Origin of the sequence: Devosia sp. LjRoot3, from assembly GCF_964252865.1 — a bacterium.
In the GTDB taxonomy this organism is placed as follows: Bacteria; Pseudomonadota; Alphaproteobacteria; order Rhizobiales; family Devosiaceae; genus Devosia.
On record NZ_CAXUPK020000005.1, the window covers coordinates 247,602 to 272,489 of the forward strand.

The 24,888-nt window shown below is 61.3% G+C and carries 23 protein-coding genes and 2 tRNA genes; 21 read left to right on the forward strand and 4 right to left on the reverse strand.

Going from position 1 to position 24,888, the window contains the following annotated elements; genetic code table 11:
- Positions 1 to 75 precede the first annotated feature (75 nt).
- The 3 genes from folE to hisI all read left to right on the forward strand — a co-directional run bounded on the left by folE (position 76) and on the right by hisI (position 2,131).
- The gene (gene folE, locus ACSQ2A_RS18565; protein WP_436073423.1) at positions 76 to 699 is read left to right on the forward strand and encodes a GTP cyclohydrolase I FolE; all 624 of its coding nucleotides are present in this window, start codon (positions 76 to 78) and stop codon (positions 697 to 699) included.
- A gap of 83 nt (positions 700 to 782) precedes the next feature.
- Positions 783 to 1,616 carry an AraC family transcriptional regulator gene (locus ACSQ2A_RS18570; RefSeq protein ID WP_436073424.1) on the forward strand — a complete coding sequence of 278 codons (834 nt, stop codon included), beginning with the start codon at positions 783 to 785 and terminating at the stop codon, positions 1,614 to 1,616.
- 62 nt (positions 1,617 to 1,678) lie between these two features.
- The gene (hisI, locus tag ACSQ2A_RS18575) at positions 1,679 to 2,131 is read left to right on the forward strand and encodes a phosphoribosyl-AMP cyclohydrolase (RefSeq protein WP_436073425.1); all 453 of its coding nucleotides are present in this window, start codon (positions 1,679 to 1,681) and stop codon (positions 2,129 to 2,131) included.
- Between the two features lie 225 nt (positions 2,132 to 2,356).
- Here hisI and ACSQ2A_RS18580 read toward each other — a convergent pair whose 3' ends face one another.
- Positions 2,357 to 3,331 (reverse strand): hypothetical protein, encoded by a 975-nt coding sequence (locus tag ACSQ2A_RS18580; protein ID WP_436073426.1) that lies wholly within the window; start codon positions 3,329 to 3,331, stop codon positions 2,357 to 2,359.
- 168 nt (positions 3,332 to 3,499) lie between these two features.
- On the opposite strand from ACSQ2A_RS18580, the gene ACSQ2A_RS18585 reads away from it, so the two are divergent.
- The 3 genes from ACSQ2A_RS18585 (at position 3,500) to ACSQ2A_RS18595 (ending at position 6,240) form a co-directional block, all read left to right on the forward strand.
- Positions 3,500 to 4,078: a nitroreductase family protein gene (locus tag ACSQ2A_RS18585; RefSeq protein WP_436073427.1), complete on the forward strand. Its 579-nt coding sequence runs from the start codon at positions 3,500 to 3,502 to the stop codon at positions 4,076 to 4,078.
- A gap of 77 nt (positions 4,079 to 4,155) precedes the next feature.
- Positions 4,156 to 4,956, forward strand: a complete 801-nt coding sequence (locus ACSQ2A_RS18590) for a transglycosylase SLT domain-containing protein (RefSeq protein WP_295411737.1) — start codon at positions 4,156 to 4,158, stop codon at positions 4,954 to 4,956.
- A gap of 78 nt (positions 4,957 to 5,034) precedes the next feature.
- Positions 5,035 to 6,240, forward strand: a complete 1,206-nt coding sequence (locus tag ACSQ2A_RS18595) for a DUF2336 domain-containing protein (RefSeq protein WP_436073428.1) — start codon at positions 5,035 to 5,037, stop codon at positions 6,238 to 6,240.
- Positions 6,241 to 6,246: 6 nt separating this feature from the next.
- On the opposite strand, the gene ACSQ2A_RS18600 is transcribed toward ACSQ2A_RS18595, so the two are convergent.
- Entirely contained in the window at positions 6,247 to 7,023 is a 777-nt protein-coding gene (locus tag ACSQ2A_RS18600) for an NAD kinase (protein WP_436073429.1), read from the reverse strand.
- Positions 7,024 to 7,257: 234 nt separating this feature from the next.
- Positions 7,258 to 7,695: a hypothetical protein gene (locus ACSQ2A_RS18605; protein WP_295411740.1), complete on the reverse strand. Its 438-nt coding sequence runs from the start codon at positions 7,693 to 7,695 to the stop codon at positions 7,258 to 7,260.
- Positions 7,696 to 7,861: 166 nt separating this feature from the next.
- Between ACSQ2A_RS18605 and ACSQ2A_RS18610 the strand changes: the two genes are divergently transcribed.
- From ACSQ2A_RS18610 to cysN, 4 genes are all read left to right on the forward strand, one after another.
- Positions 7,862 to 8,020: a hypothetical protein gene (locus tag ACSQ2A_RS18610; RefSeq protein ID WP_436073430.1), complete on the forward strand. Its 159-nt coding sequence runs from the start codon at positions 7,862 to 7,864 to the stop codon at positions 8,018 to 8,020.
- Between the two features lie 56 nt (positions 8,021 to 8,076).
- Positions 8,077 to 8,152: transfer RNA gene (locus ACSQ2A_RS18615), tRNA-Thr, on the forward strand.
- 267 nt (positions 8,153 to 8,419) lie between these two features.
- Positions 8,420 to 9,328 carry a sulfate adenylyltransferase subunit CysD gene (cysD, locus tag ACSQ2A_RS18620; RefSeq protein WP_436073431.1) on the forward strand — a complete coding sequence of 303 codons (909 nt, stop codon included), beginning with the start codon at positions 8,420 to 8,422 and terminating at the stop codon, positions 9,326 to 9,328.
- A 2-nt stretch (positions 9,329 to 9,330) separates the two neighbouring features.
- Positions 9,331 to 11,217 (forward strand): sulfate adenylyltransferase subunit CysN, encoded by a 1,887-nt coding sequence (gene cysN, locus ACSQ2A_RS18625; RefSeq protein WP_436073432.1) that lies wholly within the window; start codon positions 9,331 to 9,333, stop codon positions 11,215 to 11,217.
- A gap of 6 nt (positions 11,218 to 11,223) precedes the next feature.
- On the opposite strand, the gene ACSQ2A_RS18630 is transcribed toward cysN, so the two are convergent.
- A complete protein-coding gene (locus tag ACSQ2A_RS18630) occupies positions 11,224 to 12,456 on the reverse strand; it encodes an ROK family transcriptional regulator (RefSeq protein ID WP_295411744.1) in 1,233 nt (410 codons plus the stop codon).
- Positions 12,457 to 12,679: 223 nt separating this feature from the next.
- Between ACSQ2A_RS18630 and xylF the strand changes: the two genes are divergently transcribed.
- The 11 genes from xylF (at position 12,680) to ACSQ2A_RS18685 (ending at position 24,866) form a co-directional block, all read left to right on the forward strand.
- Positions 12,680 to 13,717, forward strand: coding sequence for a D-xylose ABC transporter substrate-binding protein (xylF, locus tag ACSQ2A_RS18635; RefSeq protein WP_295411745.1), 1,038 nt, complete (start codon positions 12,680 to 12,682; stop codon positions 13,715 to 13,717).
- An 87-nt stretch (positions 13,718 to 13,804) separates the two neighbouring features.
- Positions 13,805 to 15,124 (forward strand): sugar ABC transporter permease, encoded by a 1,320-nt coding sequence (locus ACSQ2A_RS18640; RefSeq protein ID WP_436073433.1) that lies wholly within the window; start codon positions 13,805 to 13,807, stop codon positions 15,122 to 15,124.
- 11 nt (positions 15,125 to 15,135) lie between these two features.
- A complete protein-coding gene (locus ACSQ2A_RS18645; RefSeq protein ID WP_295411747.1) occupies positions 15,136 to 15,918 on the forward strand; it encodes an ATP-binding cassette domain-containing protein in 783 nt (260 codons plus the stop codon).
- A gap of 41 nt (positions 15,919 to 15,959) precedes the next feature.
- On the forward strand, positions 15,960 to 16,646 hold the full coding sequence (locus tag ACSQ2A_RS18650) for a DUF1345 domain-containing protein (RefSeq protein ID WP_436073434.1): 687 nt from the start codon (positions 15,960 to 15,962) through the stop codon (positions 16,644 to 16,646).
- Positions 16,647 to 16,723: 77 nt separating this feature from the next.
- Positions 16,724 to 17,530 (forward strand): glycosyltransferase family 25 protein, encoded by an 807-nt coding sequence (locus ACSQ2A_RS18655; RefSeq protein WP_436073435.1) that lies wholly within the window; start codon positions 16,724 to 16,726, stop codon positions 17,528 to 17,530.
- 90 nt (positions 17,531 to 17,620) lie between these two features.
- Positions 17,621 to 17,694 (forward strand) — tRNA-Cys (locus ACSQ2A_RS18660).
- Between the two features lie 179 nt (positions 17,695 to 17,873).
- On the forward strand, positions 17,874 to 18,497 hold the full coding sequence (locus ACSQ2A_RS18665; protein ID WP_436073436.1) for a protein-L-isoaspartate O-methyltransferase family protein: 624 nt from the start codon (positions 17,874 to 17,876) through the stop codon (positions 18,495 to 18,497).
- A 131-nt stretch (positions 18,498 to 18,628) separates the two neighbouring features.
- Complete coding sequence (locus tag ACSQ2A_RS18670) at positions 18,629 to 19,984, forward strand: TolC family outer membrane protein (RefSeq protein ID WP_436073437.1); 1,356 nt, start codon at positions 18,629 to 18,631, stop codon at positions 19,982 to 19,984.
- Between the two features lie 186 nt (positions 19,985 to 20,170).
- On the forward strand, positions 20,171 to 20,965 hold the full coding sequence (locus ACSQ2A_RS18675; RefSeq protein ID WP_295411753.1) for a DUF2497 domain-containing protein: 795 nt from the start codon (positions 20,171 to 20,173) through the stop codon (positions 20,963 to 20,965).
- A 135-nt stretch (positions 20,966 to 21,100) separates the two neighbouring features.
- On the forward strand, positions 21,101 to 23,854 hold the full coding sequence (locus ACSQ2A_RS18680; RefSeq protein WP_436073438.1) for a valine--tRNA ligase: 2,754 nt from the start codon (positions 21,101 to 21,103) through the stop codon (positions 23,852 to 23,854).
- Between the two features lie 4 nt (positions 23,855 to 23,858).
- Entirely contained in the window at positions 23,859 to 24,866 is a 1,008-nt protein-coding gene (locus ACSQ2A_RS18685) for a CorA family divalent cation transporter (RefSeq protein WP_295411755.1), read from the forward strand.
- Positions 24,867 to 24,888 lie beyond the last annotated feature (22 nt).

Below are 24,888 nucleotides of genomic sequence, written 5' to 3' on the forward strand. Positions count from 1 at the left end.
GGGTAGAAGCTCTCTGGTCGTCCAAACTGCCCGCGACACCGCAGCCACTCCGGTTCCGAGTTTAGGAGTAATCCATTGGACGCGTCCGTAAAGCTACCTTTTCCCGCGCCTGCCACGTCCACTTCAATGCCGCGCCCGACTCGCGAAGAAGCCGAAGCGGCTGTTCGCACGCTGATCGCCTGGGCCGGCGACGATCCGACCCGCGAGGGTCTGCTGGAGACTCCGGCGCGTGTCGCCAAGGCCTATGAGGAACTCTTCTCGGGCTATGGCCAGGACGCCAAGGAAGTCCTGTCGAAAATGTTCCGCGAAGTCGGCGGCTACGACGACATCGTCTTCGTGCGCGACATTCCGTTCTATGCCCATTGCGAGCACCACATGGTGCCGTTCTTCGGCAAGGCCCACATCGCCTATCTGCCACATGACGGCGTCGTTGGCCTCTCCAAGCTCGCCCGCCTTGTGGAAGTCTTCGCCCGCCGTCTCCAGACACAGGAAACCATGACGGCGCAGATCGTCGACGCCATCAACGAGAACCTCGGCCCCCGCGGCGCTGCCGTGATGCTCGAAGCCGAACATATGTGCATGACCATGCGCGGCGTTCGCGCTCACGACGTGAAGACGATCACCCATCGCTTCACCGGCGTCTTTGCCGAAGACCGCGTCGAACAGGACCGCTTCTTCGCGATGATTTCGCGCCGCTAAACTCTTCCCGCTTAGGACAAGCGCGATCAAATGCGCTTGTCCCACTTATGGCATAGACTACCCGTCTCAAGCGGGTTCATGCCATGTCAGTTGTCTCCAAAATGCTCTGGGTTCTCGAAAGCCGCTCGCGCGAGCCGCTGGGGCTCGTCGAGCTGGCGGAGGTGACCGGGCGTTCCAAAAGCTATCTTTCGCGCGTCTTCCCCCTGGTGACCGGCTATTCGGTCACGGCCTATCTACGGGCAAGGCGCCTGAGCGATGCGGCACGTCAATTGGCTGAAGGCGCCCCCGATATCCTGTCGGTCGCGCTCGACGCCGGCTACGGCTCGCATGAGGCATTCACCCGCGCTTTCCGCGATCAGTTCGGCGTCACGCCGCAAGCGGTTCGCCAAAGGCGCAACCTTGAAGGGATCACCCTCGTGGAGCCTCAAAGAATGGATACTCAAGCCCAAGTCACCGTCGAGCCGCCCCGGTTCGAAAATCGCCCCGCCATGTATTTCGCCGGCATTGCCGAGCGTCACAACATGAACAATCCTGCGGGCCTTCCTGCCCAGTGGCAGCGCTTCCAGCCCCATATCGGTCATATCGACGGGGCCATCATCGGCGCAGCCTACGGCATCGTCGGGGAGATCGCTGACGACAAGTTCGAATATGTAGTGGCTGTCGAGATGCGCGCGGGTGCCGAAGCCCCGGCCGATCTGGAACTCGTGTCGGTTCCCGCTCTCCGGTGGGCGCGCTTTCTGCACAAGGGCGACCTCTCCACCATCCGCCAAACCATCGGAGCAGGCGAAAAGTGGCTGACCGCCAACGGCTACGAAGCGAGCGAGGCGACCTACAGCTTCCTCGAATATTACGGACCAGCCTTCGATGGTCGCAGCGGCAGTGGCGATATTGAAATCTGGTTCGGCCTCAAGAGCTGAAGCACTGGCAATCGATCGTGATGCGCGCTAGAGGCTCAAAGCCTGAGCCAGAGGTGCGCATCATGACCACTGCTTTCGCCGACCCCAAACTGCTGAGCCACGACGAACTCGAAGAAGGCACGGTCTTCGCGCCGCGCTTCGACGCGCATGGCCTCATCACGGTCGTCACGATTGAGGACGGCACCAAGGACGTCCTCATGGTCGCGCATATGAATGCCGAGACCCTTGGTCTGACGCTGGAAACCGGCATCGCCCACTATTGGTCGCGCTCGCGAAAAGCGATCTGGAAGAAGGGCGAAACCTCAGGCGAATTGCAGGAAGTCGTCGAACTGCGCACCGACTGCGACCAGGACTGCCTCGTCATGACCGTCCGCCAGACCGGCCGCGGCGCCGCCTGCCACACTGGCCGTAAAAGCTGCTTCTATCGCAGCGTCGAGACGGAAAACGGTATCGCGGAGCTCGAGGACACAGGCCTGCCAAAACTGTTCGATCCGAAGGATGTCTACGGGAAGTAGCGGATCTCACGTCGCCCGCGAACTATCCCCACCGTCGTCATTGCCGGGCTCGTCCCGGCAATCCATCTCGCCTCCGCTAGGGATCACCGGGAAAAGCCCGGTGATGACAACGAGCGACGGTGGCTGACCCCGACCACTGCGTCATTCCCGCGAAAGCGGGAACCTCCGTTTCCGAAACAGGGATTCCCGCGTTCGCGGGAATGACACCGTGGGGATGCGCGGCCCTCAGGCGCCGCCATAAACACTCGTCAGCACTTCGATTTCACGCGATCCGCCCGAAACCACCTGCACTTCGCGATTGTAGACCTTCTCGCCTTGCTTGGCGAAAATCAGATAGTCGCCCTCGGCCAGCACGGTGGACGGGAAAGCCCCGCGATCCGTAAATACGGTAGCGCCGTCCGGTGTCTTCACCGTCCACTCGACGTCAGCAATGGCCTCGCCGCCTTCCTCGGAAACCAGCCTGAACGATACCTCGCTCGCATGATGGTAGAGCGTTGCGTCGGTCAGTTCGCCCGCTTCCACGCGCAGGTCGGCCCGCACCACGGCATTGATCGTCCCGAAGTGCGAGACGATGTGATAGGTGCCGGCATTGAGCGTGACGATGTCATTTGGCGGCAGATTTTCCGCGATCAGCACGCGGCTGGCCTCTTCGCCGGCGGTAAAAATGTCGAAGCGCAACTGGGTAGGCGCGATCGGAATGTCACCGGTCACGGCCGAATTCAGCCGCAAGGCGCCAGCTTCGAGATCGACCACCTTTTCATTATTGCCCGGCACCACCGAGAGGGATTCGCTGAGCTGCGCCCGTCCATAGGCGGCATGCACCACATATTCGCCCGGCGGCAGATCGAGCCGCGCCGTCGATTCCTCGGATTTGGCGACGAGCGTCATATTTCCCTGAGCATCGGGCACGCTGTCGAACACCCGCCAGACGACACCCTCGGGAATAGACGGACCTTCCTGCGTAATCCGGGCGGTCAAAGTCACCGACTGCGGAACGCTGGTTACTGCCGCAATGGCATCGGCTGCGGTACCCGCGGCGGGCGCGGCCGCCGGGGGTGGCAGATTGTTCGGATCGGGGCGCGGCCGGGGCAGGGGCGGTATCTCGGCGTTCTCTTGCGCGAAGGTGACAGGCGCAGAGGCAACCGTCACGCTCGCAAAGCCGAGAATGGCACAGGCAATCAGGCGATAGACAGGCAGCATGGTTGTTCGGGCCAATAGAGAAGGTCAGGGCGCCCCGACTCTTTTCAGGATAGAGCGCGATTACGGAAAAGCTGTGTCACACTCGGAACGGCTTGAAAACCGGTGCTGGTTTGGGTCAAAGCATTTTCCGTAGGCCCGCCCATTTCAAGCTGCCCTCAAGGATAGACCATGCCCGCCAACCCAGCCCTGCGTGACCACCTTCTTACTCGCCGTTCCGTCGGTCAGGCGTTTCTCGCCGAACCCGCTCCGACCGGCGCCGATCTGCAGACGCTGCTGACCATCGCGACGCGCGTTCCCGATCATGGCAAGCTTGCCCCCTGGCGTCTGGTCCTCTTCTCCGGCGATGCCCGTGCCGCAGCCGGCGAGAAACTCGCTGAAATCGCCAAGCGCAAGCGCCCGGAGATTGATGAAGCCGGCATCGAAATCGAGCGCCGCCAGTTCCTCCCCGCACCGCTGGTCATCGGCGTCATCTCAACCGCCAAGCCGCATGTGAAAATTCCGGAATTCGAGCAATTGCTCTCGGCCGGCAACGTCGCCTTCAACCTCGTCCACGGCGCCTATGCTCTTGGCTATGCCGCCACCTGGATCACCCGCTGGTACACATTCGACGCCGAAGCCGCTGCCGCACTCGGCGCGAAAGAAGGCGAGCGGTTCGTCGGTTTCGTTCATATCGGTACCCCGACAACCACGATCGAAGACCGTCCTCGTCCGGACCTGGCCGAAATCGTAACAGAATGGCGCCCGTAACAGGCTCGATGTTAACAGTCTGTTAGCGATAATAATGCAGAGGTTAACGCAGTCTCCGCGCTAACCTCAGGCTGTTAATGGGCGTCCAGTCCATCTCCGTTCCGCAGAATCTGGCCACCGCGCTCACCGCGGCCGGCAATCGCAGCGGCGTGGACTTCTCCTACCTCTTGCAGACGGCGATGCGCGAAAGCAGCCTCAACCCGTCTGCAAAAGCCAGCACCTCGTCTGCTGTCGGCCTCTTCCAGTTCCTCGAAGGCACCTGGCTGCAGGTGATGAAGCAGGAAGGCCCGCGCCTGGGCTACGGCAATATTGCCAATGAAATTCAACGGCGTAGCGACGGCAGCTACACGGTCGCCGACCCCGCGCGCAAAGCCGAAATCCTCAAACTGCGCGAAGATCCACAGATTGCCGCCGACCTTGCCGCCGCCTTCACCCGCTCCAATGGCGAATACCTGAAATCCAGATTCGGCCGAAACCCCAGCGCCGGCGAACTCTATATCGCCCATTTTCTCGGGGCCGAGGGTGCCGAGCGCATGTTCAAGGCTGGCCTCGAAAATCCCGACCAGCTGGCGGTCAACCTCTTTCCCCGTCAGGCAGACGCCAACCAGGCGATTTTCTACAGCAACGGCCAGCCGCGCACCATTCGGGACGTCTACCGCACCCTCGTCGCCAAGCACGAAGGTGTTACAAACGCTGCGTTTTCTACCCAGCAGATGGCCGGGCAGGGCGCCGGACAACCCGAACCGCTCCCCGTCGTGCCGTCGCGATTCTCGACCGACAACATGTCCTTCACTGGTCTCTTCAAGACCGTCCCCGAAGAGGCCGAGGCACCACCCGCCGGCGGCTCCGCCTTCTTCACCCAGCTCTACGCCCGTTAACAGCGGCTTGCTGTTTATGGTGAACGGTTCCTTAAATAGTCTCGACTAGGCTTTCTCCACTCGGGTGTGGAGAGAGTAATGATCGAGTATAGCGAGTTCGTCCGGCTGTCCCGGTCCAATGATAGCGATGAGCGCGGTCACGCTGCTCACCTGGCTGCCTTGGCTTTTCTCGACCACCATGGCCCCGCTGACGAGCACGCTGCCCTCTACGCCGCCCTGATCAACTTCCTTGATGATCCTTCGGTGAAGGTGCGAGCCGCCTTGGCCTATGGGCTGCTCCATTCGCTCGATGCACCGCGGCCGATCATGATTGCCCTGTTGCAGGATAGCCCGATCATATCGCGCGCTATTCTGCAGTATTCGCCGATACTTATCGATGCCGACCTGCTCGGATGTATCCGCAAGGGCGATCAGTCCATCTGGCTCGCCATCGCCCAGCGCAGCAAGCTTTCGCCCCGAATCGCCGCCGAGCTGATTGCGCGGCAGGATCGGAATATTACTCAGCACGTTCTGCGCCGCGCAGACGTCGCAATCGATTCCGAGCTTCTGGTGGAACTAGCAAGGAGCGAAGGCCAGGACGCGCAAATGCGCGGTGCCTTGCTGTCTCGTCCGGATCTGCCGGCGCCCGCTCGCCTGATCCTCGTTCAGCGCGTTACGGAAGCCCTGCGAGAGCTGCGTCTCGTCCGCGGCTCTCTGGCCCCGGACAGATTGGCCCGTTTGCTGCGTGATGGCTCCGATACAGCGCTGTCTTCGATCGGCGAAAACGAGGCATGCCAGCAAAGACAGGATTTCGTGCAGGGGCTGGTCGGATCGAGCCAGCTCAATTCGCGCATCCTCCTCCATGCGGTTGTCACTGGCCACGTCATGTTCTTCGCCTCCTGCGTCGCCGAGCTGGCCGAAGTCTCGCGCGAGAAGGTCTTTACCCTGCTCGAAGGCGGCAGCCGTGCGTCGCTTTCGGCCATGTTCGCGCGGGCAGGCCTGTCAACCGATCTCGGTAAGGTGCTGGTGCAATTGGTTCTTTACGCGCGAACCGCTGATCTCGCCGACGACATTACGGCCCGTCACTACGTCGTGACGGCGCTCACCGAGGAACTGATCAACGATCATGACGGTGTGATTCCGCCGGCTCTGGAAGAGACCTTCGCCTATCTCAGCGAGCAGAATATCGCACTGGCCCGCAAGGCCGCGCGCGGCGTTATGCGCGCCTTCGCCGAAACAACTCACCTTGCAATGGCGCTACCGCCGGCGGCTACCGAGCGGATGCTGGAACTGCCCGCAGCCTAAGTGGCACTAGAACTTGAACTGCTCGCTGAGTACGCGCTCTTCAAGACTCTTGCCCGGATCGAAGAGCAGCGTGACACCGTGCGAGCGATCCTCGCGCACGGTAACTTCGCGCACGTTCTGAATTTCGATATTGTCCGCGACAGCACTGACGGGGCGCTTTTCGGCCTCGTGCAGCACGAAGCGAACTTCCGCCCGATTGCTGAGAATCGCACCCCGCCAACGACGGGGTCGGAAGGGTGAGATCGGGGTAAGCGCGAGCAGCGGTGCCTCGATCGGCAGAATCGGGCCGTGTGCAGAGAGGTTGTAGGCGGTCGAGCCGGCGGGCGTGGACAATAGAATGCCGTCGCAGATCAGTTCATCGAGCCGGATTTCATTGTCGACCGCAATCTGGATCTTGGCCGCCTGATGGGTCGAGCGGAACAGCGAGACTTCGTTCAAGGCCAGGGCGATGCGCCGCTTGCCGGACGCGTCGAGCACTTCCATCGAAAGCGGATAGATCTTCGTGCGCTGCGCCGATTGCAGGCGCTGGACAATATCTGCCTCGGCGAAGTCGTTCATCATGAAGCCGACCGAACCGAAATTCATGCCGTAAACCGGCGTTCCGTGCGGCATCACGCGATGGAGGGTCTGCAGCATGAGGCCATCGCCGCCGAGGGCTACGACATAGTCGGCATCGTCGATGGAAACGTCGCCCAAGACCTTGCGGAGCCGTTCCGCCGCGACCTCGGAGCCAGGCGTTTCATTGGTCACGATTGCTACGCGAGGAAGTGCCGAACCGCTCACATTGCCCCCCAAAATCGAATGCAGGCAGTGCCAACAGGCACATCTTTGTCGCCGCGCTTCGTCCTTGGGTGCCTCGTGGCCACCAAGTGCGAAGTGCCGCTGGAATATGGGGTCGCTAGTAGCAAAGGCAGGACCGAAAGGCGAGCGATAGCTTTCTGGGGGCTGGGTTTTGGTTGTTTTTCGAGAAGGAGCGGCCGCCCCTGCGTTGCAGGGGCGGCCGCGGTGTCCAGACGATCAGTTGGACTGGAAGTCCTTGGGACCCTGCCAGTTTGGACCATCGTTGTCCGGGTTCACAAAGTCTCCCGGACCAGAGAACCCGCCGCCATTGCCACCGTTACCGATGTTGCCGCCACCAAAGCCACCACCACCGGCGGAGAGCGCGTTCGCGCTGGGCAGGCCGATCACGCGGTTGACGGCGATCTGGTTGTCGATCCCCGGCCAGCGACACTGGGCCTGGTTTACGTTGAGATAGGCACAGGCGACCGGCACGGTCTGCGTCTGGCACTGCAAGACGTTGCCTTCGATGCTGAAGATGCCGCTGTGCTTGTCGCAGCGCTCGGCAAAAATGCTGGCCGGCAGTTCGACATTGCGTGTTGCGGCCTGAGCGGGCAGGGCCGAGACAAGGCCCGTAAAGGCGACGGCAAGCGAGAGTGAAAGGGCAAAAGTCTTCATGGTGTTCTCCTCTGTTGTTTGAGCGCATCGGCGCTTCGATGGCGCACTTGCTACCGGAGGTGACTTCGACTGGGCGTGAACCGGATGTTTGGTTTGGGTTCAGTAAGGAACGCTGGCGGAACCTCGATCCCCCTCGCGGGTTGCTTCCCTAGGAAGGAGGTGTGCCATGGCAAAACACAAATCTTCGCCCGCGCCGTTTGAAACGCGGCCAGGTCACCAGATGGACGACAATGTCGACGACCTCGGCCACAAGGGAGACAAGGAAATGCTCGAGCAGCCTGTCGATCCCAAGAAAAGGGCGCCCAATGACGAGCGACGCGGATAGCGTCGCGCCAAGTGCCTTGCGGGTACCGATCCTCAATGCTAAACGGCCCTCAGCAAGCCGGTATAGCTCAGTTGGTAGAGCACCTGATTTGTAATCAGGGGGTCACGGGTTCGAACCCTGTTGCCGGCACCACACTTCCCTCCATCAATATGTCTGCCTCAGCGCCCGAAACGGCGCGCAGAATTATTTTTGCGCGTGGGTGGCTCGCCGCGAGCGGTGCAGGGGTGTGACGCGGGCTCAGATGGAGAGGTTTATCAGTGCGCGAAGCGGCGCCGCACTATTTTGCCTCAAGCCCCTGAAACCCCAGCGTTTCAGGCATTTTCTACCTTGCTGGGAAGGGGGCTACGCAAGTAGGTACAAGCTGAATATGCCGGATCGCCATCAACAGGCTGGACCAACGTGACCCCAACTCCTCTCACCCATCTGCAATCTCTGGAAGCGGAGAGCATCGAGATTCTGCGCGAGGTTGCTGCGAGTTTCGAGCGGCCGGTGATGATGTATTCGATCGGCAAGGATTCGAGCGTCCTGCTGCATCTTGCGCGCAAGGCGTTTTTTCCGAGCAAGATTCCGTTTCCGCTGCTGCATGTCGATACGACGTTCAAGTTCAAGGAAATGATCGCCTTTCGCGATCGGACGGCCGAGGAATACGGCTTCGACCTGATCACCCATACCAACCAGGATGGCGTGCGGGACGGTATCAATCCCTTTGACCATGGCTCCTCGCGCTACACCGACATCATGAAGACAGCCGCTTTGCGCCAGGCGCTCAATGCCGGGCGCTATGATGCGGCGATCGGTGGCGCGCGGCGTGACGAAGAAAAGTCTCGGGCCAAGGAACGCGTCTTTTCGCACCGCAATGCCAGTCACGCCTGGGACCCGAAAAACCAGCGGCCAGAGCTGTGGCGGACGTTCAATACCCGCCTCAATCCGGGCGAGAGCATGCGCGTCTTCCCGATCTCCAACTGGACCGAGTTGGACGTCTGGACCTACATCTATGCGGAAAACATCCCCATCGTGCCGCTCTATTTCGCCAAGCCCCGGCCGGTGGTCGAACGTTCCGGCACCTTGATCATGGTGGACGATGGACGTCTCCCGTTGGCGCAAGGCGAGACGCCGCGCCAGGAAACCGTTCGTTTCCGTACCCTTGGTTGCTACCCGCTGACCGGTGCCATTCGTTCCAACGCCGCCGACCTGCCTTCGATCATCATGGAAATGCAGGCGAGCCGCACCTCCGAGCGCGAGGGGCGGCTGATCGACAGCGATTCCGTCGGTTCGATGGAAAAGAAGAAGCAGGAAGGCTATTTCTGAGTATGACCCTCGCCATGGCCACGCCTGATACGAATCTCGACCTTTGGCTCGCCCAGCAGACCGACAAGTCGCTCCTGCGCTTCCTCACCTGCGGCAGCGTCGACGATGGCAAATCGACCCTGATCGGACGGCTGCTCTATGACAGCCAGCTCATTCTTGATGATCAGCTGGCGAGCCTGAAGAAGGAAAGCCACAACCGCACGGTTGGCGATGAAGGCATTGACTTCTCGCTGCTGGTCGATGGCCTCGCCGCCGAACGCGAGCAGGGCATCACCATCGACGTGGCCTATCGGTTTTTCTCGACCGACAAGCGCAAGTTCATCGTCGCCGACACGCCCGGCCATGAGCAATACACCCGCAACATGGCGACCGGCGCGTCCAATGCCGACCTTGCTTTGCTGCTGGTCGATGCGCGCAAGGGTCTGCTTACCCAGACCCGCCGCCACAGTTTCATTCTGTCGCTGGTGGGCGTGAAGCACGTGGTGCTCGTGGTCAACAAGATCGATCTTGTCGGCTACGACCAGGCGACCTTCGACCAGATCGAGGCGGACTATCGCGCCTTTGCCAGGGACCTCGGGTTCCAGACCTTGGCGGCAGTGCCGGTCTCGGCGCTGCGCGGTGACAATATCCTCGCCAATAGCGAACGCATGCCGTGGTTCAAGGGAACGCCGCTGGTGCCCTATCTCGAAACTATCGAGGTCGCGCAGGACAAGGCAGCACAGCCGTTCCGCTTTCCGGTGCAGTGGGTCAATCGCCCCAATCTCGATTTCCGCGGCTTCTCCGGCACCGTTGCTTCTGGTGAAGTGAAGGTCGGCGACGAGGTTCTGGTCGCTGCCTCGCGAAAGCCGGCGAAGATCGCGCGCGTCGTCACCATGGACGGTGATCTCGACAGCGCCATTGCCGGGCAGGCGGTGACCCTGGCTCTCGATCGGGAAATCGACGTGTCGCGCGGCGATGTGTTGGCTCATCCGGGCGCTGTTCCAGAATTTTCCAACCAGTTCCAGGCGCGCCTGGTCTGGATGAACGACGAGCCGGCCTATCAGGGGCGCTCCTATCTGCTCAAGGTAGGCTCACAGACCGTCCCAGCGACGATCACGGACATCAAGTTCCGAACCAATGTGAATACGCTCGAGCATGTGGCCGCGAACAAGCTTGACCTCAACGAGGTTGGCACCGTCACCATCGCGACTGATCGCGCTATCGCCTTCGATCCCTATGCCGACAATCCGCTGACCGGCGGTTTCATTCTCATTGACCGGCTTTCCAATGCCACCCTGGCAGCAGGCACGATCTCGTTCGGCCTGCGCCGCGCGCAGAACCTGACCTATCAATCCTTCGACGTGAACCGCCAGGTGCGCGCCGAGCAGAAGGGGCAGGAAGCGCAGATCGTCTGGTTCACCGGCCTTTCGGGCTCGGGCAAATCGACCATTGCCAACCTCCTTGAAAAACGCCTGACCGCAGAAGGCCGGCATTGCTACATCCTCGATGGCGACAATGTGCGCCACGGGCTAAATAAGGATCTGGGCTTCACCGAAGCAGCACGTGTCGAAAATATTCGCCGCGTGGCAGAGGTGGCAAAGCTCATGGCGGATGCCGGGTTGATCGTGCTCGTCTCCTTCATCTCGCCCTTTGAGAAGGAACGGCAGCTGGCGCGTGAAATCGCCGGCGATATCCGCTTCACGGAAGTCTATGTCGACACTTCGCTGGAAGTGGCGGAGCGGCGCGACCCCAAGGGGCTCTATGCCAAGGCTCGGCGCGGCGAGATCAAGAATTTCACCGGCATCGACAGCCCGTTCGAAGTGCCGACCACGCCCGATGTGACGCTGCATGGCGGCCAGGAAGAGCCTGCGGCCATGGCCGACAAGCTACACGACTGGCTGAAGATCTGACGCTGTTCAGCCGGCCCGTTCCGAGGTCGGAAGCGGCGCGAAATCGACCTGGTCGATGTCGTTGAGGGTCTTCATAAGCAGGCCCTTGAAGATGGGTTCCGTTTCATCGCGATGCGCGATGATGTGGGGCGCGCCATTTATGCTGCCGACGAGAGAAGCCTTGATGGCCTGATCGATTTCCGGGCGCATGAGTTCAAGGGCTCGCGCGCCCGGTCCCACGATCAGGATGTGCGAGGGATCGTAGATCGCCAGCATGCGGCTGAGCCCAAAACCGATGGCGCGTCCGGCAAGATTGAAGGCGTGGGTAGCGCTGCGGTCGCCGGATTCGGCGCGCTGCATCAGCATTTCATATTGCTGAGCCGGTACGGCCGGGGCAGGGGGCGCGGTCTCCGGCACGGAATAAGCGTTGCGGAGCACGGCGTAGTCCGCGGCATAGGCCTCGATGCAGCCGCGCATGCCACAGCGGCAGAGCGCCCCGTTGGGAACGTGGTTCATGTGGCCGAACTCGGTGGCGCCCTCGTCGCCCCGGCCCATAATCTGACCGCGGAACGTAACACCCATGGCCACGGTTGAGCCGACGAAGACCGTGGCAACACTGGCTTCATGCAGGGCCGGATCGAGCCAGCGAGCACCCTCCGCAAGGAGGCGTCCGCGCTTGTGCAGCGTTACGGGCAGGCCGCGAGCCTCGGAAAGCTCGGTCGCGAAGGGTGCACCCGCCAGATGCTGGATCGGCGACCAGCGCAGCCCACGACCGTCACGTTCCAAAATGCCCTGCACGGAAATAGCGATGCGCCGCAGTGTCTTCTTGGCGGCCGGCGTGCGGGCAAGCAGGGCATCGAGACGGTCGGACAGGAATTGGCATGGCGCGATGCCGGCAAAGGTGGTCGGCGTCAGGTCGGTTTCGATGCGGTCGACCAGCACACCGCCATAGTCGATGAGCGAAAGCCTCGCTCGATTGACGTCGAGCTCGAAAAGCGCCGCATGGGCGGCCTTGCGCGCGAAGTTGACGAAAGTGGCCGGTCGGCCGCGCGTCCGCCCATCTGGCCGGTCCGCTGTCAGCTCCGCGACGAGGCCCTGCGTGAGCAGGTCCGACATTATGGCGGTCATGCTGGCGTGGCTGAGGCCGGTGAGGCTGGCGAGGGCCGTGCGCGATTGTGCGCCCTGCATGCGCAGGGCACTCAAGACCAGTCCACGGTTTTGCCGCCGGACGCTGTCGCTATCGCTGACGGTTCGCGTCAAGCAGTCAACTCCCTCACTCCCAAGCCCAAGACATCAAAGCTGCCGCTTCGACGCAACCTTGAATTTGTTCGGCACTCGAAATTGACGTTGACACGTCGCGATCTGACATGCGACTTCTTTTTTCGAGCATTGAAAATAATGCTCTAGTGCGTGCCCGCCTGCCTAGGGATGTGAAGGCTGCGGATGGCATTTTGGGCCCGAATGGCCCATTGGGAGGACATTGATGAATAAGCTCTTTGCAGCGGTCTTGCTTGCCTCGACCGTGTTGACTGGTGCCGCCTTGGCACAGGACAAAATCGTCGTCGGCGTCTCCTGGAACAACTTCCAGGAAGAACGTTGGAAAACCGACGAAGCAGCGATCAAGACCGCTCTTGAGGCGGCCGGCGCTGAGTATATTTCGGCTGACGCCCAGTCGTCTGCCTCGAAGCAACTTACCGATATCGAAAGCCTGATCAGCCAGGGTGCAACCGCCCTGATCGTTCTGGCTCAGGACAGCGAAGCCATCGGCCCTGCGGTGGCAGCTGCCGTGGCCGAAGGCATTCCGGTGGTTGGCTACGACCGCCTGATCGAAAACCCCGATGCCTTCTACCTGACCTTCGACAACAAGGAAGTCGGGCGCATGCAGGCTCAGGGCGTGTTCGCCGTAAAGCCTGAAGGTAACTACGTCTTCATCAAGGGCAATTCGGCCGACCCCAATGCTGACTTCCTGTTCGCCGGCCAGATGGAAGTGCTCCAGGCTGCCGTCGATTCGGGCGCCATCAAGAATGTCGGCGAAGCCTATACCGACAACTGGAACCCCGAAGTCGCGCAGGCGAACATGGAACAGTTCCTGACGGCGAATAACAACGAAGTCGACGCTGTTGTCGCTTCCAACGACGGTACCGCTGGCGGCGCAATCGCAGCGCTGGCTGCACAGGGTCTCGCCGGCTCCGTGCCTGTTTCCGGTCAGGACGGCGACCACGCTGCCCTCAACCGCATCGCACTCGGAACCCAGACGGTTTCGGTCTGGAAGGACGCGCGCGAACTCGGCAAGAAGGCAGCGGAAATTGCAGTTGAACTCGGCGGCGGCACGGCTCTCGATGCCGTCACCGGCGCAACCAAGTTCTCCGATGGCCCGAAGGGCGTCGAGATGAACGCTGTGCTGCTCCCGCCCGTGCCGATCACCCAGGAGAACCTCAATGTCGTGATTGACGCTGGTTGGGTATCCAAGGATGTCGTGTGCCAGGGCGTTGCCGCCGGTACGGTTGCCGCCTGTAACTGAGCCCATAAAAGGCTAAACTGGTTGCCTGATCGCAACCGAACTGCGCCCCGGCTTCTTGCTGGGGCGCCGTTTCCACGGGAGACCTGAATGGCTGATCAACACGCCATTTCCACGCCAGCCCATCCGAGCACATTCACGCAGAACCCCATTCAGCGCTTCCTCATCGCGACTGAGGTGGATACGCGCCTCCTGGGCATGATTGGCGCCTTGGCGATCATCTGGATCGGCTTCAATATCTTTTCGGGCGGCCTATTCCTGACCCCGCGCAACCTCTGGAACCTGTCGGTGCAGACGGCTTCCGTTGCAGTGATGGTCACCGGCATGGTGCTCGTCATTGTCACCCGCAATATCGACCTGTCGGTGGGATCGATTCTGGGCGTCGTTGGCATGGTCATGGGCGTCATGCAGACGCAGATCCTGCCGGTGCAGCTGGGGCTCGGCCTCGGCCATCCGCTGATCTGGAGCCTGTCGTTGTTGGCCGGCCTTGTCGTCGGCGTCGGCATTGGCGCGCTGCAGGGCACGATCATCGCTTACCTGCGCGTGCCGGCCTTTATCGTTACGCTCGGCGGCTATCTCGTCTGGCGCGGTGCCGCCTGGTGGGTGACCATGGGCCGTACCGTTGCGCCCATGGATCAGACCTTCCAGCTGATCGGTGGCGGGCCGGCTGGTTCCATAGGCTTCACCTGGAGCTGGATTGTTGCGGCCATCGCCTGCGTGGCCATCGTTGCCGGGCTTTACTTCGGTCGCCGTCAGCGCCGCCGTTTCAATTTCCCCCAACGTCCGCTTTGGGCCGAAGCATCGCTGGCCATTCTTGGCTGCGGCGCGACCATTGGGGCGATCTGGGTGGCAAATGCCTACCCCTGGCCGGTGCGCATTGCCGAGAACTATGCCAAGGCCAACGGCATCGCCGTGCCGGAAGGCGGGCTGTTCATCTCGCATGGCATCGCGGTGCCGGTGTTGATCGCCGTTGGGGTAGGGGTTCTCATGACCTTCCTCACCATGCGGACGCGCTTTGGCCGCTATGTCTATGCCATGGGCGGCAACCCGGAAGCGGCAGAGCTGGCGGGTATCAATACACGCTGGGTGACCGTCAAGATTTTCATGCTGATGGGCGGCCTCTGTGCCATCGCGGCCGCCATTTCGAGCGCGCGTCTCAATGCGGCAACCAACGCCCTTGGTACGCTCGACGAACTCTACGTGATCGCGGCTGCCGTTATCGGTGGCACGTCCCTGGCTGGTGGTGTCGGCACGATCGCCGGCGCGCTGCTCGGCGCCGTGGTCATGCAATCGCTGCAATCCGGCATGGTGCTGATGGGGCTCGATAGCCCGCTTCAGTCGATCGTTGTCGGTATTGTTCTGGTTTTCGCGGTGTGGCTCGACACGCTTTACCGCCGGAATAAGCACTAGGAGTGCCCGCCATGCTGGATGCCAGCACACCCCTGGTCGAAATGACCGATATCTCCATCGCCTTCGGGGGTATCAAGGCCGTCGATCACGCCTCGATCAACCTTCACCGCGGCGAGGTTGTTGGCCTCCTGGGCCACAATGGCGCGGGAAAGTCGACACTGATCAAGATCCTCTCGGGCGCTTACAAGCGTGACGCCGGCGATATCCGGATCAATGGCGAGCCAGCCTCCATCAGCAATCCGCGCGATGCCAAGGCCTATGGGATCGAAACGATCTACCAGCAGCTCGCTGTCGCCGACAATGTCGACGCCGCCGCCAATCTTTTCCTTGGTCGCGAGCTGGTAACGCCGATCGGCACGCTGGACGATGCCGCCATGGAATCGCGAGCGCGGGAAGTCATGGGGCGCCTCAACCCCAATTTCCGCCGTTTCAAGGAGCCGGTGAAAGCCCTCTCTGGTGGGCAACGCCAGTCCGTGGCCATTGCCCGGGCCATTCTGTTCAATGCGCGCATCCTCGTCATGGACGAACCGACGGCGGCGCTCGGTCCGCAGGAAACTGCGCAAGTCGGCGAACTGATCAAGCAGCTCAAATCCGAAGGCATCGGCATCTTCCTCATCAGCCACGACATCCACGACGTCTTCGACCTCGCGGACAGGCTGGTGGTGATGAAGAACGGGCAGGTCGTGGGCGAAGCGCGCACCAGCGACGTCACCAAGGACGAAGTCCTCGGCATGATCATCATGGGCAAGGTGCCGCCGGGAGCAAAGCCCGGGCCGGGAGCCATTAGCGGCTGACGGCGTTTCCTCCGCGGCGATTTCGCGGAGGAAACTATCGAATGCCGGAACAGGCGAGGCGAAACCTGCATGCGGTAGCCGTCGGGCATGTCATGCCGCGACACGCCCCGTTTTATTTCGGCCTCCTGCTCGGCATCGTTGGCCTGGTCGTATCGCTGCTGCTCGTACCGAAATACGCGGTGAGCCTTGGCGCCAATTGCCTTTTCGCAGGCTACCTGATCCTGGCACTTATCAAGCTGCCGCACCTGACCGCAAGCTATCTACACGAGCATGCCCGCGAGGAGGATACGCCCGGAAAGGGCATCCTGCTCATCGTCCTGATCGTCATTGTAGCTTCCGTAGTCTCACTGTTCCTGGCGCTCAACCAGGACGATGGCGCGGAACTGGGCGAGATCATTGCCAGCGTTGCGTCGGTCGTTCTGGGGTGGTTCACGGTGCAGGTCATGGGCGCGCTGCACTATGCCTATGAATATTATCAAGTGCCGGATCGACCGCGCAGCAAAAAGGTCGAGGGTGGACTCGACTTTCCGGGCGGCGAGGCGCCTGACGGCACGGCGTTCCTCTATTTCTCGTTCACCGTTGGCACGTCGGTCGCGACCTCGGACACCAAAGTATCGAGCAATGCCATGCGGCGTCGCGTGATGGTGCATCTCATCTTTTCCCACTTTTACAACACCATCCTCCTGGCGGCCGCTGTCAACGTGCTGCTTGGCTTTGGGCAGGGGTGAAGGGGGGCCATGGCATTGCCAAGCGCCGGTCGGTTTTCTATGTCTGCGGCCGATAAGATCCCGTGGAGTGGTTCTGGATGCTGCCGATCTTCTACATCAACCTGGCAAGCCGGCCGGACCGCCGGGAGTTTATGGAAGCCCAATTCCACAAGCTGGGGCTCAACGGAATTCGTATTGAGGCGGTAACGCCCGCGGACATTAGCCCCGCGGATATTGACCTCTACTGCAATGGCGAGAGACCGACGTTTCTGCGCAAAAACGAACTGGCCTGTACGCTGAGCCATGAACGATGCTGGCAGACCATGCTCGACATGGGCGCCAACCAGGCGCTGGTTTTTGAGGATGACGTGAAGATATCGTCGCGCCTCCCCGCATTTCTCGATGCGGTCGACCGGATTGACGACGAACTCATCCGTATTGATGCGCTGGGTGGCACGATAAGGGTCTACCCCGTGCACGCGGAGACAGCGGATGGAATCGCCTTACGGCGATTTCGTTCGACGCCGATCGGAGCGGCTGGTTACGTGATTACCCGCTCGGCCGCCGAGAAATTCCTCGGACATCCCGCCCTCAGGCTGCGACCGGTAGACTTGGTGCTTTACGACCCCTTCGAGCAGCCAGGGGCCCTTGTGTCACGTGTTCTCACTGATCCCGCGCTTTGCCAGCAGATCGGGGAGCATGATCAGCGCACAGCGAGTGTTGGCAAGAGCAATATCGTTGCCGATGGTACGCGGCATCTTTATGCCCAGCGGCACCCCATCCGGTACCGTGCTCAAAGGATAGCCCAGGGTGCCAAGCGTGGATTGCGCAACGCCATTGATCACTTTGCCCAGCAGAAGAAGGGTCTGGAACGCCGCTTGATCCCACTGGCGCCGGAGAACTGAACGAAGCGTTTTCCAAAGCTTTGGGAAATTCGTCCTGCAGCGACAATCCTGTTGCATCGCCCAGAGAGGTCAAATAGGTACAGACGCAGAGGCCGCGTGGCGGAGTGGTTACGCAGCGGATTGCAAATCCGTGCACTCCGGTTCGATTCCGGACGCGGCCTCCAACTTTCCCGACATTGCTGTTCCTGTCCGCCAGTCCAGCGCGGTCGACCCCTGTTTCCTGCCGCGTTTCGGCGGCCGCCATCCACGATGGCTTGCCAGTTGATCAGCTCGTCTATATTCACGTCCAGCATATCAACGAGTTCCGGATCGCTGGCTGATGGACGAATATCGAAGCGCAAGAATGGCTATGATCGATAGCCAATTGCGCACCAGCGGCGTTACGGAGCGGCGGCTGCTTGCCGCCATTGCCGACGTACCGCGAGAAATGTTCGTCGCCGAAGGCCGCAAGTCCGTCGCTTATGTCGATGACCTGCAGCCATTGACCTCCCAACGCTTTATTCTGTCCCCGGCGCATTTTGGCCGCATGGCGCAATTGGCCGAGATCGCTGAGGGCAACAGGGTCCTCGATGTTGGATCTGCCAGTGGCTATTCTACGGCTGTGCTGGCTCGGGTGGCGGGGCTGGTCGTCGGCGTCGAGGCCGATGCGAGCCTTGCCTCCCGCGCGAATGACCATCTGACCCAGCTCGGGATCGAAAATGCCAGCGTGATTGCTGGAGATATCGAGGCCGTCGCAGGCCAGATTTTTGATGCCATCCTGGTTGAGGGCGCGGTCGATGCGGAGCCCAATGACCTGATCCGGCTGCTGGCGCCAGGCGGACGAATCGTCGTGCCGATTCTGCGTCGTGGCATCGCGGTCATCCATGTTTTCCGCCGGAACCATGATGGCGTAATGTTCACGTCAGAGTTCGATGCAACCATACCGCGCTTGTGGAGCTGGGCGCAGAAGGACGAATTCGTTTTTTAGCGGTCGATTTGTTGCCAAACGGCCACGGGTTGAAACGAAGCGTACGTTAATTTTTGGTAGGCATGGGTATGGTTGGTTGTAGACCCCATATGCCGGGCGTATTGGTAATAGGGTCGGAATGCGGGGTACCTATGGTAAATAAGTTCGTGACGGCGAGCGCGGTCGCCATTCTATTGGCGCTCGGGGCGACAGGCGGGGCACAGGCCCAGTCGATCACCCAGGCGTTGACCGCTGCCTATGATCACGCGCCGGACCTGCAGGCAGCTTTGCTTGAGGCGAAGGCCTCGGCCGAAAGCATTGCCTTGGCAAAATCGGCCAAGCTACCGACAATCGGCGCCTCAATCAGCGGCTCCGAGAGCTGGAGCCTCGTTGGCGGCCAATTCTCCGGCGGGCCGTCGATCACCACCGGCGTTTCCTACAACCAGACCATCTTCGACAACTTCAAGACTGAAGCGCAGATCGAGGCCGCCCGGGCTGCTGCCGAACTTGCCGAGTATCAGATCCGCAATTCCGAGCAGAACGTCCTGCTCTCTGTCGTCCAAGCCTATATGAACGTGCTGAGCGGCCGGCAGCTCGTTGCCTTGCGCGAAGAGAACATCCGCTTCTTCCAGGCGCAGTTGCAGTCCGCTCAAGACCGACTGGACGTGGGTGAGGGCACGCGTATCGACGTCGCCCAGGCCCAGGCGCGCCTTGCCCAGGGCGAGGCGTCCTATCGTGCATCGCTCAGCACGCTCGAAGTCAGTCAGGCGACCTTCCAGCGTCTCGTGGGCGTGCGCCCGCAGCAGCTCAATTCCACGCACAACTATGCGCGCCTCATTCCAAACTCCATCGACTCGGCTTTGGCCGAAGCCGAAGTCGGCCACCCGGCCATCATGATGTCCAAGGCCGCGATCCGTGCTGCTCAGGCTGGTACTGACGCCGCCGAGGCAGCCTTCGGGCCAACTGCGTCGGTAACTGGGCAGGTCGGTAGCCGCTGGACCAATGGCGGCGTGACCGATGGCTTCAGCGGCTCGGTCGGTTTCCAGGTTACTGTGCCGATCTATGCAGGCGGCGCCCTGGGTGCCAGCGTTCGCAAGGCCAATCTCGGTCAGATCAAGTCCGAGGTGGAAGCCATGTCCACCTATGATCAGGTCCGCGAAGCCGTGATTTCTGCATGGGCCGGCATTCAGAGCGCTGACGCCCAGATTCAGGCGGCCCAGGCTGCCGTGCAGGCAGGCACCACGGTGCTGGACGGTACGATCCAGGAACGCGACCTCGGTACGAGCACGACGCTCGACGTGCTGAACTCGCAGGCCGAATTGACCAGTGCCAAGGAAGGGCTGATCAATGCCCAGACCTCGAAAGTGGTCGCGACCTTCTCGCTACTTTCCGCCATGGGCCGTTTGACGGCCTCGAACCTTGGCCTGCCGGTCACCGTGAAATCCGCGGTCAACTATACGCAGGCTGTCGAGGACGTCTGGCAGGAACTGCGTACCGTCGCCGAGTAATCTGCGCAACGAATCCAAGTCTTGTGGCCGGGGATGTCCCGGCCACAACTTTTTGTGGAAGTTGGCCGGCGCGTCGTCCTGTGGATTCCTAAGCTGGGCAGAACGAGTTAAGGTGTCAGTAACGAATCGGGTTGGGTGGCATGCGGAAGCCCTCTCGAGCGTCGCGCATGAGTTTAAGAGGCACTTATGAACAAGCCGGCCGCCAAAGAACCCTCCATGGACGAGATTCTGTCTTCCATCCGGCAGATCATTGCCGATGACGATGAGAGTGCCGCGCCGCGCCGTCCCTCCCTGCAGGTTGCTCCCGATCCGATGGAAGCTGTGAGCTTTGGTGCGGATCAGGACAATGAGCCGCTAGAGCTTTCGTCCGCGCAGATCGTTCCGGAAACGGAAGCGGCGGCCGATATGGGCTTTGATGCGCTGCTGGCCGATGCTCAGGCTGAGACCTCAGAGCAGGTTGAAGCTCCGGCCCTGGTTGTGCCGGATGACATCAGCTTCTCGCCCGCCGAGCCGGAATTGCCGAGTTTCAATCCTGCGCCGAGCGTCGTCGACGAAGTCGAAGCGATCGCCGAACCCGTATTTACGCCCGAACCAGAAGTTGAGGCCGCCCCCGTGCTTTCTGCCGTCAATATCGATGAAGACTTCTCCGTAGCCGAGACCGCGGCAGAACCGATCGCTTTCGCCCGCCCGTCCGTTGCGGCTGCCTCGCCGATGCCGGATGCAACGCTGAGCGCCGATATCGCAGACGGTCTCCTCGAGACGACCACGAAGGCCGCCATTCGCAGTTCGATCGACAAGCTTGGCGCTGCCGGCATCGGTGTTGTCCCGTCGCCCTCTCTCGGCAATGCAAATCTGACCATCGAAACCATGGTCCGCGAAATGCTCCGCCCGATCCTGAAGGAATGGCTGGACGAAAACCTGCCATCCGTCGTCGAACGCATGGTCGAGAAGGAAATCGCCCGCGTTGCACGCGGCGATTGATTTCCCATATGAGGGGCAGGGTGCTTTTCCTGCCCCGTCGCAGTTGACCCTGCGACGCGCTTTTGCTTGAAGTTGCCAACCCTGATTGGGCCCGCCATGTTCTGCCTGGCGGGTCAATGTTGTTGCGAGTGACCTATGCTTGAAAAGACTTACGAACCCGCTGCCGTGGAAAGCCGCATCTATGATGCCTGGCTCGACGCGAAGGCCTTCGCCGCAGGTGCGGGCGCAAAGCCGGGTGCCGAGACTTTCACCATTGTCATTCCTCCGCCCAACGTAACGGGCTCGCTTCATATCGGGCACGCGCTCAACAACACGATCCAGGACATTCTCATCCGCTTCAACCGCATGTTGAAGAAGGACGTGCTCTGGCAGCCGGGTACCGACCATGCCGGTATTGCCACCCAGATGATCGTCGAGCGCCAGCTTGCCGAAAAGCAGATGGACCGCCGTTCGATGGGCCGCGAGGCCTTTATCGACCGCGTGTGGGAATGGAAGTCCGAGAGCGGCGGCACCATCATGAACCAGCTCAAGCGCCTCGGCGCTTCGGCTGATTTCTCGCGCGAGCGCTTCACCATGGGCGAGCGCGGCCAGGCCGACGATCAGATGGTGCGCGCCGTCACCAAGGTTTTCGTGGAGCTGCACAAGCGCGACCTGATCTATCGTGCCAAGCGCCTCGTGAACTGGCATCCGGGTCTTGAGACCGCCATTTCGGACCTCGAAGTCGAGAACATCGAGGTCAAGGGCCACATGTGGCACCTGCGTTATCCGCTGGCGGATGGCGTAACCTATCAGTTCCCGATCAAGGACGAAGAAGGCAACGTCACTGGCCACGACACGCGCGACTACATCATTGTCGCGACGACCCGTCCGGAAACAATGCTGGGCGACGTCGCCGTCGCCGTGCATCCGGAAGATGAGCGCTATCAGTCACTGGTCGGCAAGTTCATCGAACTGCCGCTCGTTGGTCGCCGCATTCCGGTTGTTGCCGACGAATACGCCGATCCGACCCTCGGCACCGGCGCAGTGAAGATCACGCCAGCGCACGACTTCAACGACTTCGAAGTTGGCGTGCGCGCCGGCGTCGAGCCGATCAACGTCTTCACGACCCGCGGTGCCATCATCGATGCCGAGTTCATTCCCGCAAAGTACCGCGGTCTGGATCGCTTCGAGGCGCGCAAGGCGATCGTCGCCGACCTGACGGCCCTGGCCGAAGAAAACGCCGCGCGCGGTCTCGACCATATCGAAGACAAGAAGATCATGGTGCCGCACGACGAGAAATCCAAACTCGTCGTCATCGAGCCCTTTCTTACAGACCAGTGGTGGGTGAAGGCCGATGTGCTGGCCCAGCCGGCGCTGGCTTCGGTGCGCGAAGGCCGCACCAAGTTCGTGCCACAGCAATACGAAAACACCTATTTCGCCTGGCTCGAAAACATCAAGCCGTGGTGCATTTCGCGTCAGCTCTGGTGGGGCCACCAGATCCCGGCCTGGTACGGCCCGGACAATGAGGCCTTCGTCGCCTATAGCGAAGCCGAAGCGCAGGAAGCTGCGACCAAGCACTATGGCAAGGCCGTCGAACTGACGCGCGATCCCGACGTGCTCGATACCTGGTTCTCGTCGGCCCTGTGGCCCTTCTCGACGCTCGGTTGGCCGGATGAAACGGCTGAACTCAAGCGCTATTACCCGACCGACGTTCTGGTCACCGGCTTTGACATCATCTTCTTCTGGGTCGCCCGCATGATGATGATGGGCCTGGAATTCCTCGACGAGGAGCCGTTCCACACCGTCTACATGCATGCCCTGGTCCGTGACGAAAAGGGCCAGAAGATGAGTAAGACCAAGGGGAACGTCATCGATCCTCTCAAGCTCGTCGACGAATATGGCGCCGATGCCACCCGCTTCACACTGGCCGCTATGGCAGCGCAGGGCCGCGACCTGAAGCTCGCCATTTCGCGCGTCGAGGGCTATCGCAACTTCGTCACCAAGCTCTGGAACGCCGCGCGCTTCCTCGAGATGAACGAATGCCGCCGCGTGGAAGGCTTTGATCCCAAGGCCAACAAGCTGGCGCTCAATCGCTGGATCGTCGGTTCCACCGTCCGCGCTCTCGCGAGCGTCCGCCAGGGCATCGAGGACTACAAGTTCAACGAGTCCGCCAACAATGCCTATGACTTCGTCTGGGGTACGTTCTGCGATTGGTATGTCGAATTCGCCAAGCCGGTGTTCAACGGCGAGGACGAGGCCGCCAAAGCGGAAACGCGGGCAACCGCGGCCTGGGCGCTCGATCAGATCCTGATCATGCTCCATCCGATGATGCCATTCGTTACCGAAGAGCTGTGGGCCGAAACCGGCAAGGCCGGTCCGAAGCGCGACAACCTGCTCATCCTCACCGAATGGCCGACCTATCAGGGTCTTGAGGACGCAGCAGCCGACGCCGAACTGGCATGGCTCATCGACGTCATCTCCAATGTTCGCTCGGTGCGCGCCGAAATGAACGTGCCGGCCGGCGCCAAGCTGCAACTGGTCGTGACCGGGGCGGGCGAGCAGACACTGGCGCGTCTCGTCGCCGGTACGTCGCTGATCACGCGGCTGGCTCGTCTTGAGCAGATTTCGCCGCAGAACCAGGTACCGGGCGAGTCCGCCCAGTTCGTGGTTGGCGATGCCACCTACGCGCTGCCGCTGGCCGGTGTGATCGACATCGCCGCCGAAAAATCCCGCCTCGAAAAGGAAGTGGGCAAGCTCGACGGCGAAATCACTGGCGTGGACAAGAAGCTGAGCAATGAGCAGTTCGTTTCGAAGGCACCGGAAGAAGTGATTGAGGAGCAGAAGGCCCGACGCGAAGCTGCGGTCGACCGGCGCCAGAAGATCCTCGAAGCCCTCAAGCGCCTGAGCTGACAACATGGACGGCAGCCCGAAGCAGCCCAGCGACCGCGCCCAGCATAACGGTCTCGTAGGTGTCGGCGCCGTCCTCGTTTTCGACGGCGAAGGTGGCATGAAGCGGTACGAACCGAGCGAGATACCGCCGGTCGTACCGCCGCGCGGCTTCAAGCTGGTTGTCGGTAATTCCAAGGCGCCCGAATTCAAGCTCTGGCTGCGCGGGGAGCTTGGCGAGTTCAATTCGGGACTGCTTACGTCGCCAACTTCGCGAGCGCGATGCACCGTCATGGATGATCGGGCATTGGTGATGTTGCGTGTGGTTCGCCCGGGCGCCGCGCCGCATGACGTTGGTCGTCAGTTCCTCACATTGTGGATCGAACAAGGCCGCGTCATCATCGCGTCAGAGCTCAACATTCTGGATTTCCTCGGCATGTCCAAATGGGAGCAGGCGGTCCATGCTCCGGTGTCGCCGGCGGACTTGATTGCGCGCCTGGCGCTGCGGGCCACTGACCGTCTGGAACCGCTGATCGAAATGCTGGGCGATCGGCTCGATGAGGTCGAAGAGACCCTGATTACACATCGCACGGAGAAGGCGCAGGACAATCTTGAGCATCTGCGCCGAACCCTCATCAACTTCCGCCGCCTCGTCTGGCCGCAGCGCGATGCGCTGACGACACTGGAAATCGAGGACCTATCCTTTTTCTCCGACCGGGACCGGTTGCGATTGCGCGATGCAGCGATGCGCACCGCTCGCATTGGCGACGAACTGCAGGCCCTGTCTGAACGCGCAGTGCTGGTGCACGAAGAAATCGTTGACGACCGCGCCGAACAAATGAACCGGACCATGCTGCTGCTGGCGGCCGTGACGGTGGTGTTTTCACCGCTGACCCTTATCAGCGGCATGCTCGGCATGAATGTCTCGGGCATCCCCTTGGCAGAGTTCGGCGGGGCGTTCTGGGTGGTTTGCGCCATCCTGATCGTACTGGCCGGTGGGCTCGTCTGGTGGATGCGCAAAAGCCGTCTGTTCTAGACGTGCTGTCCCTCCCCAGTGG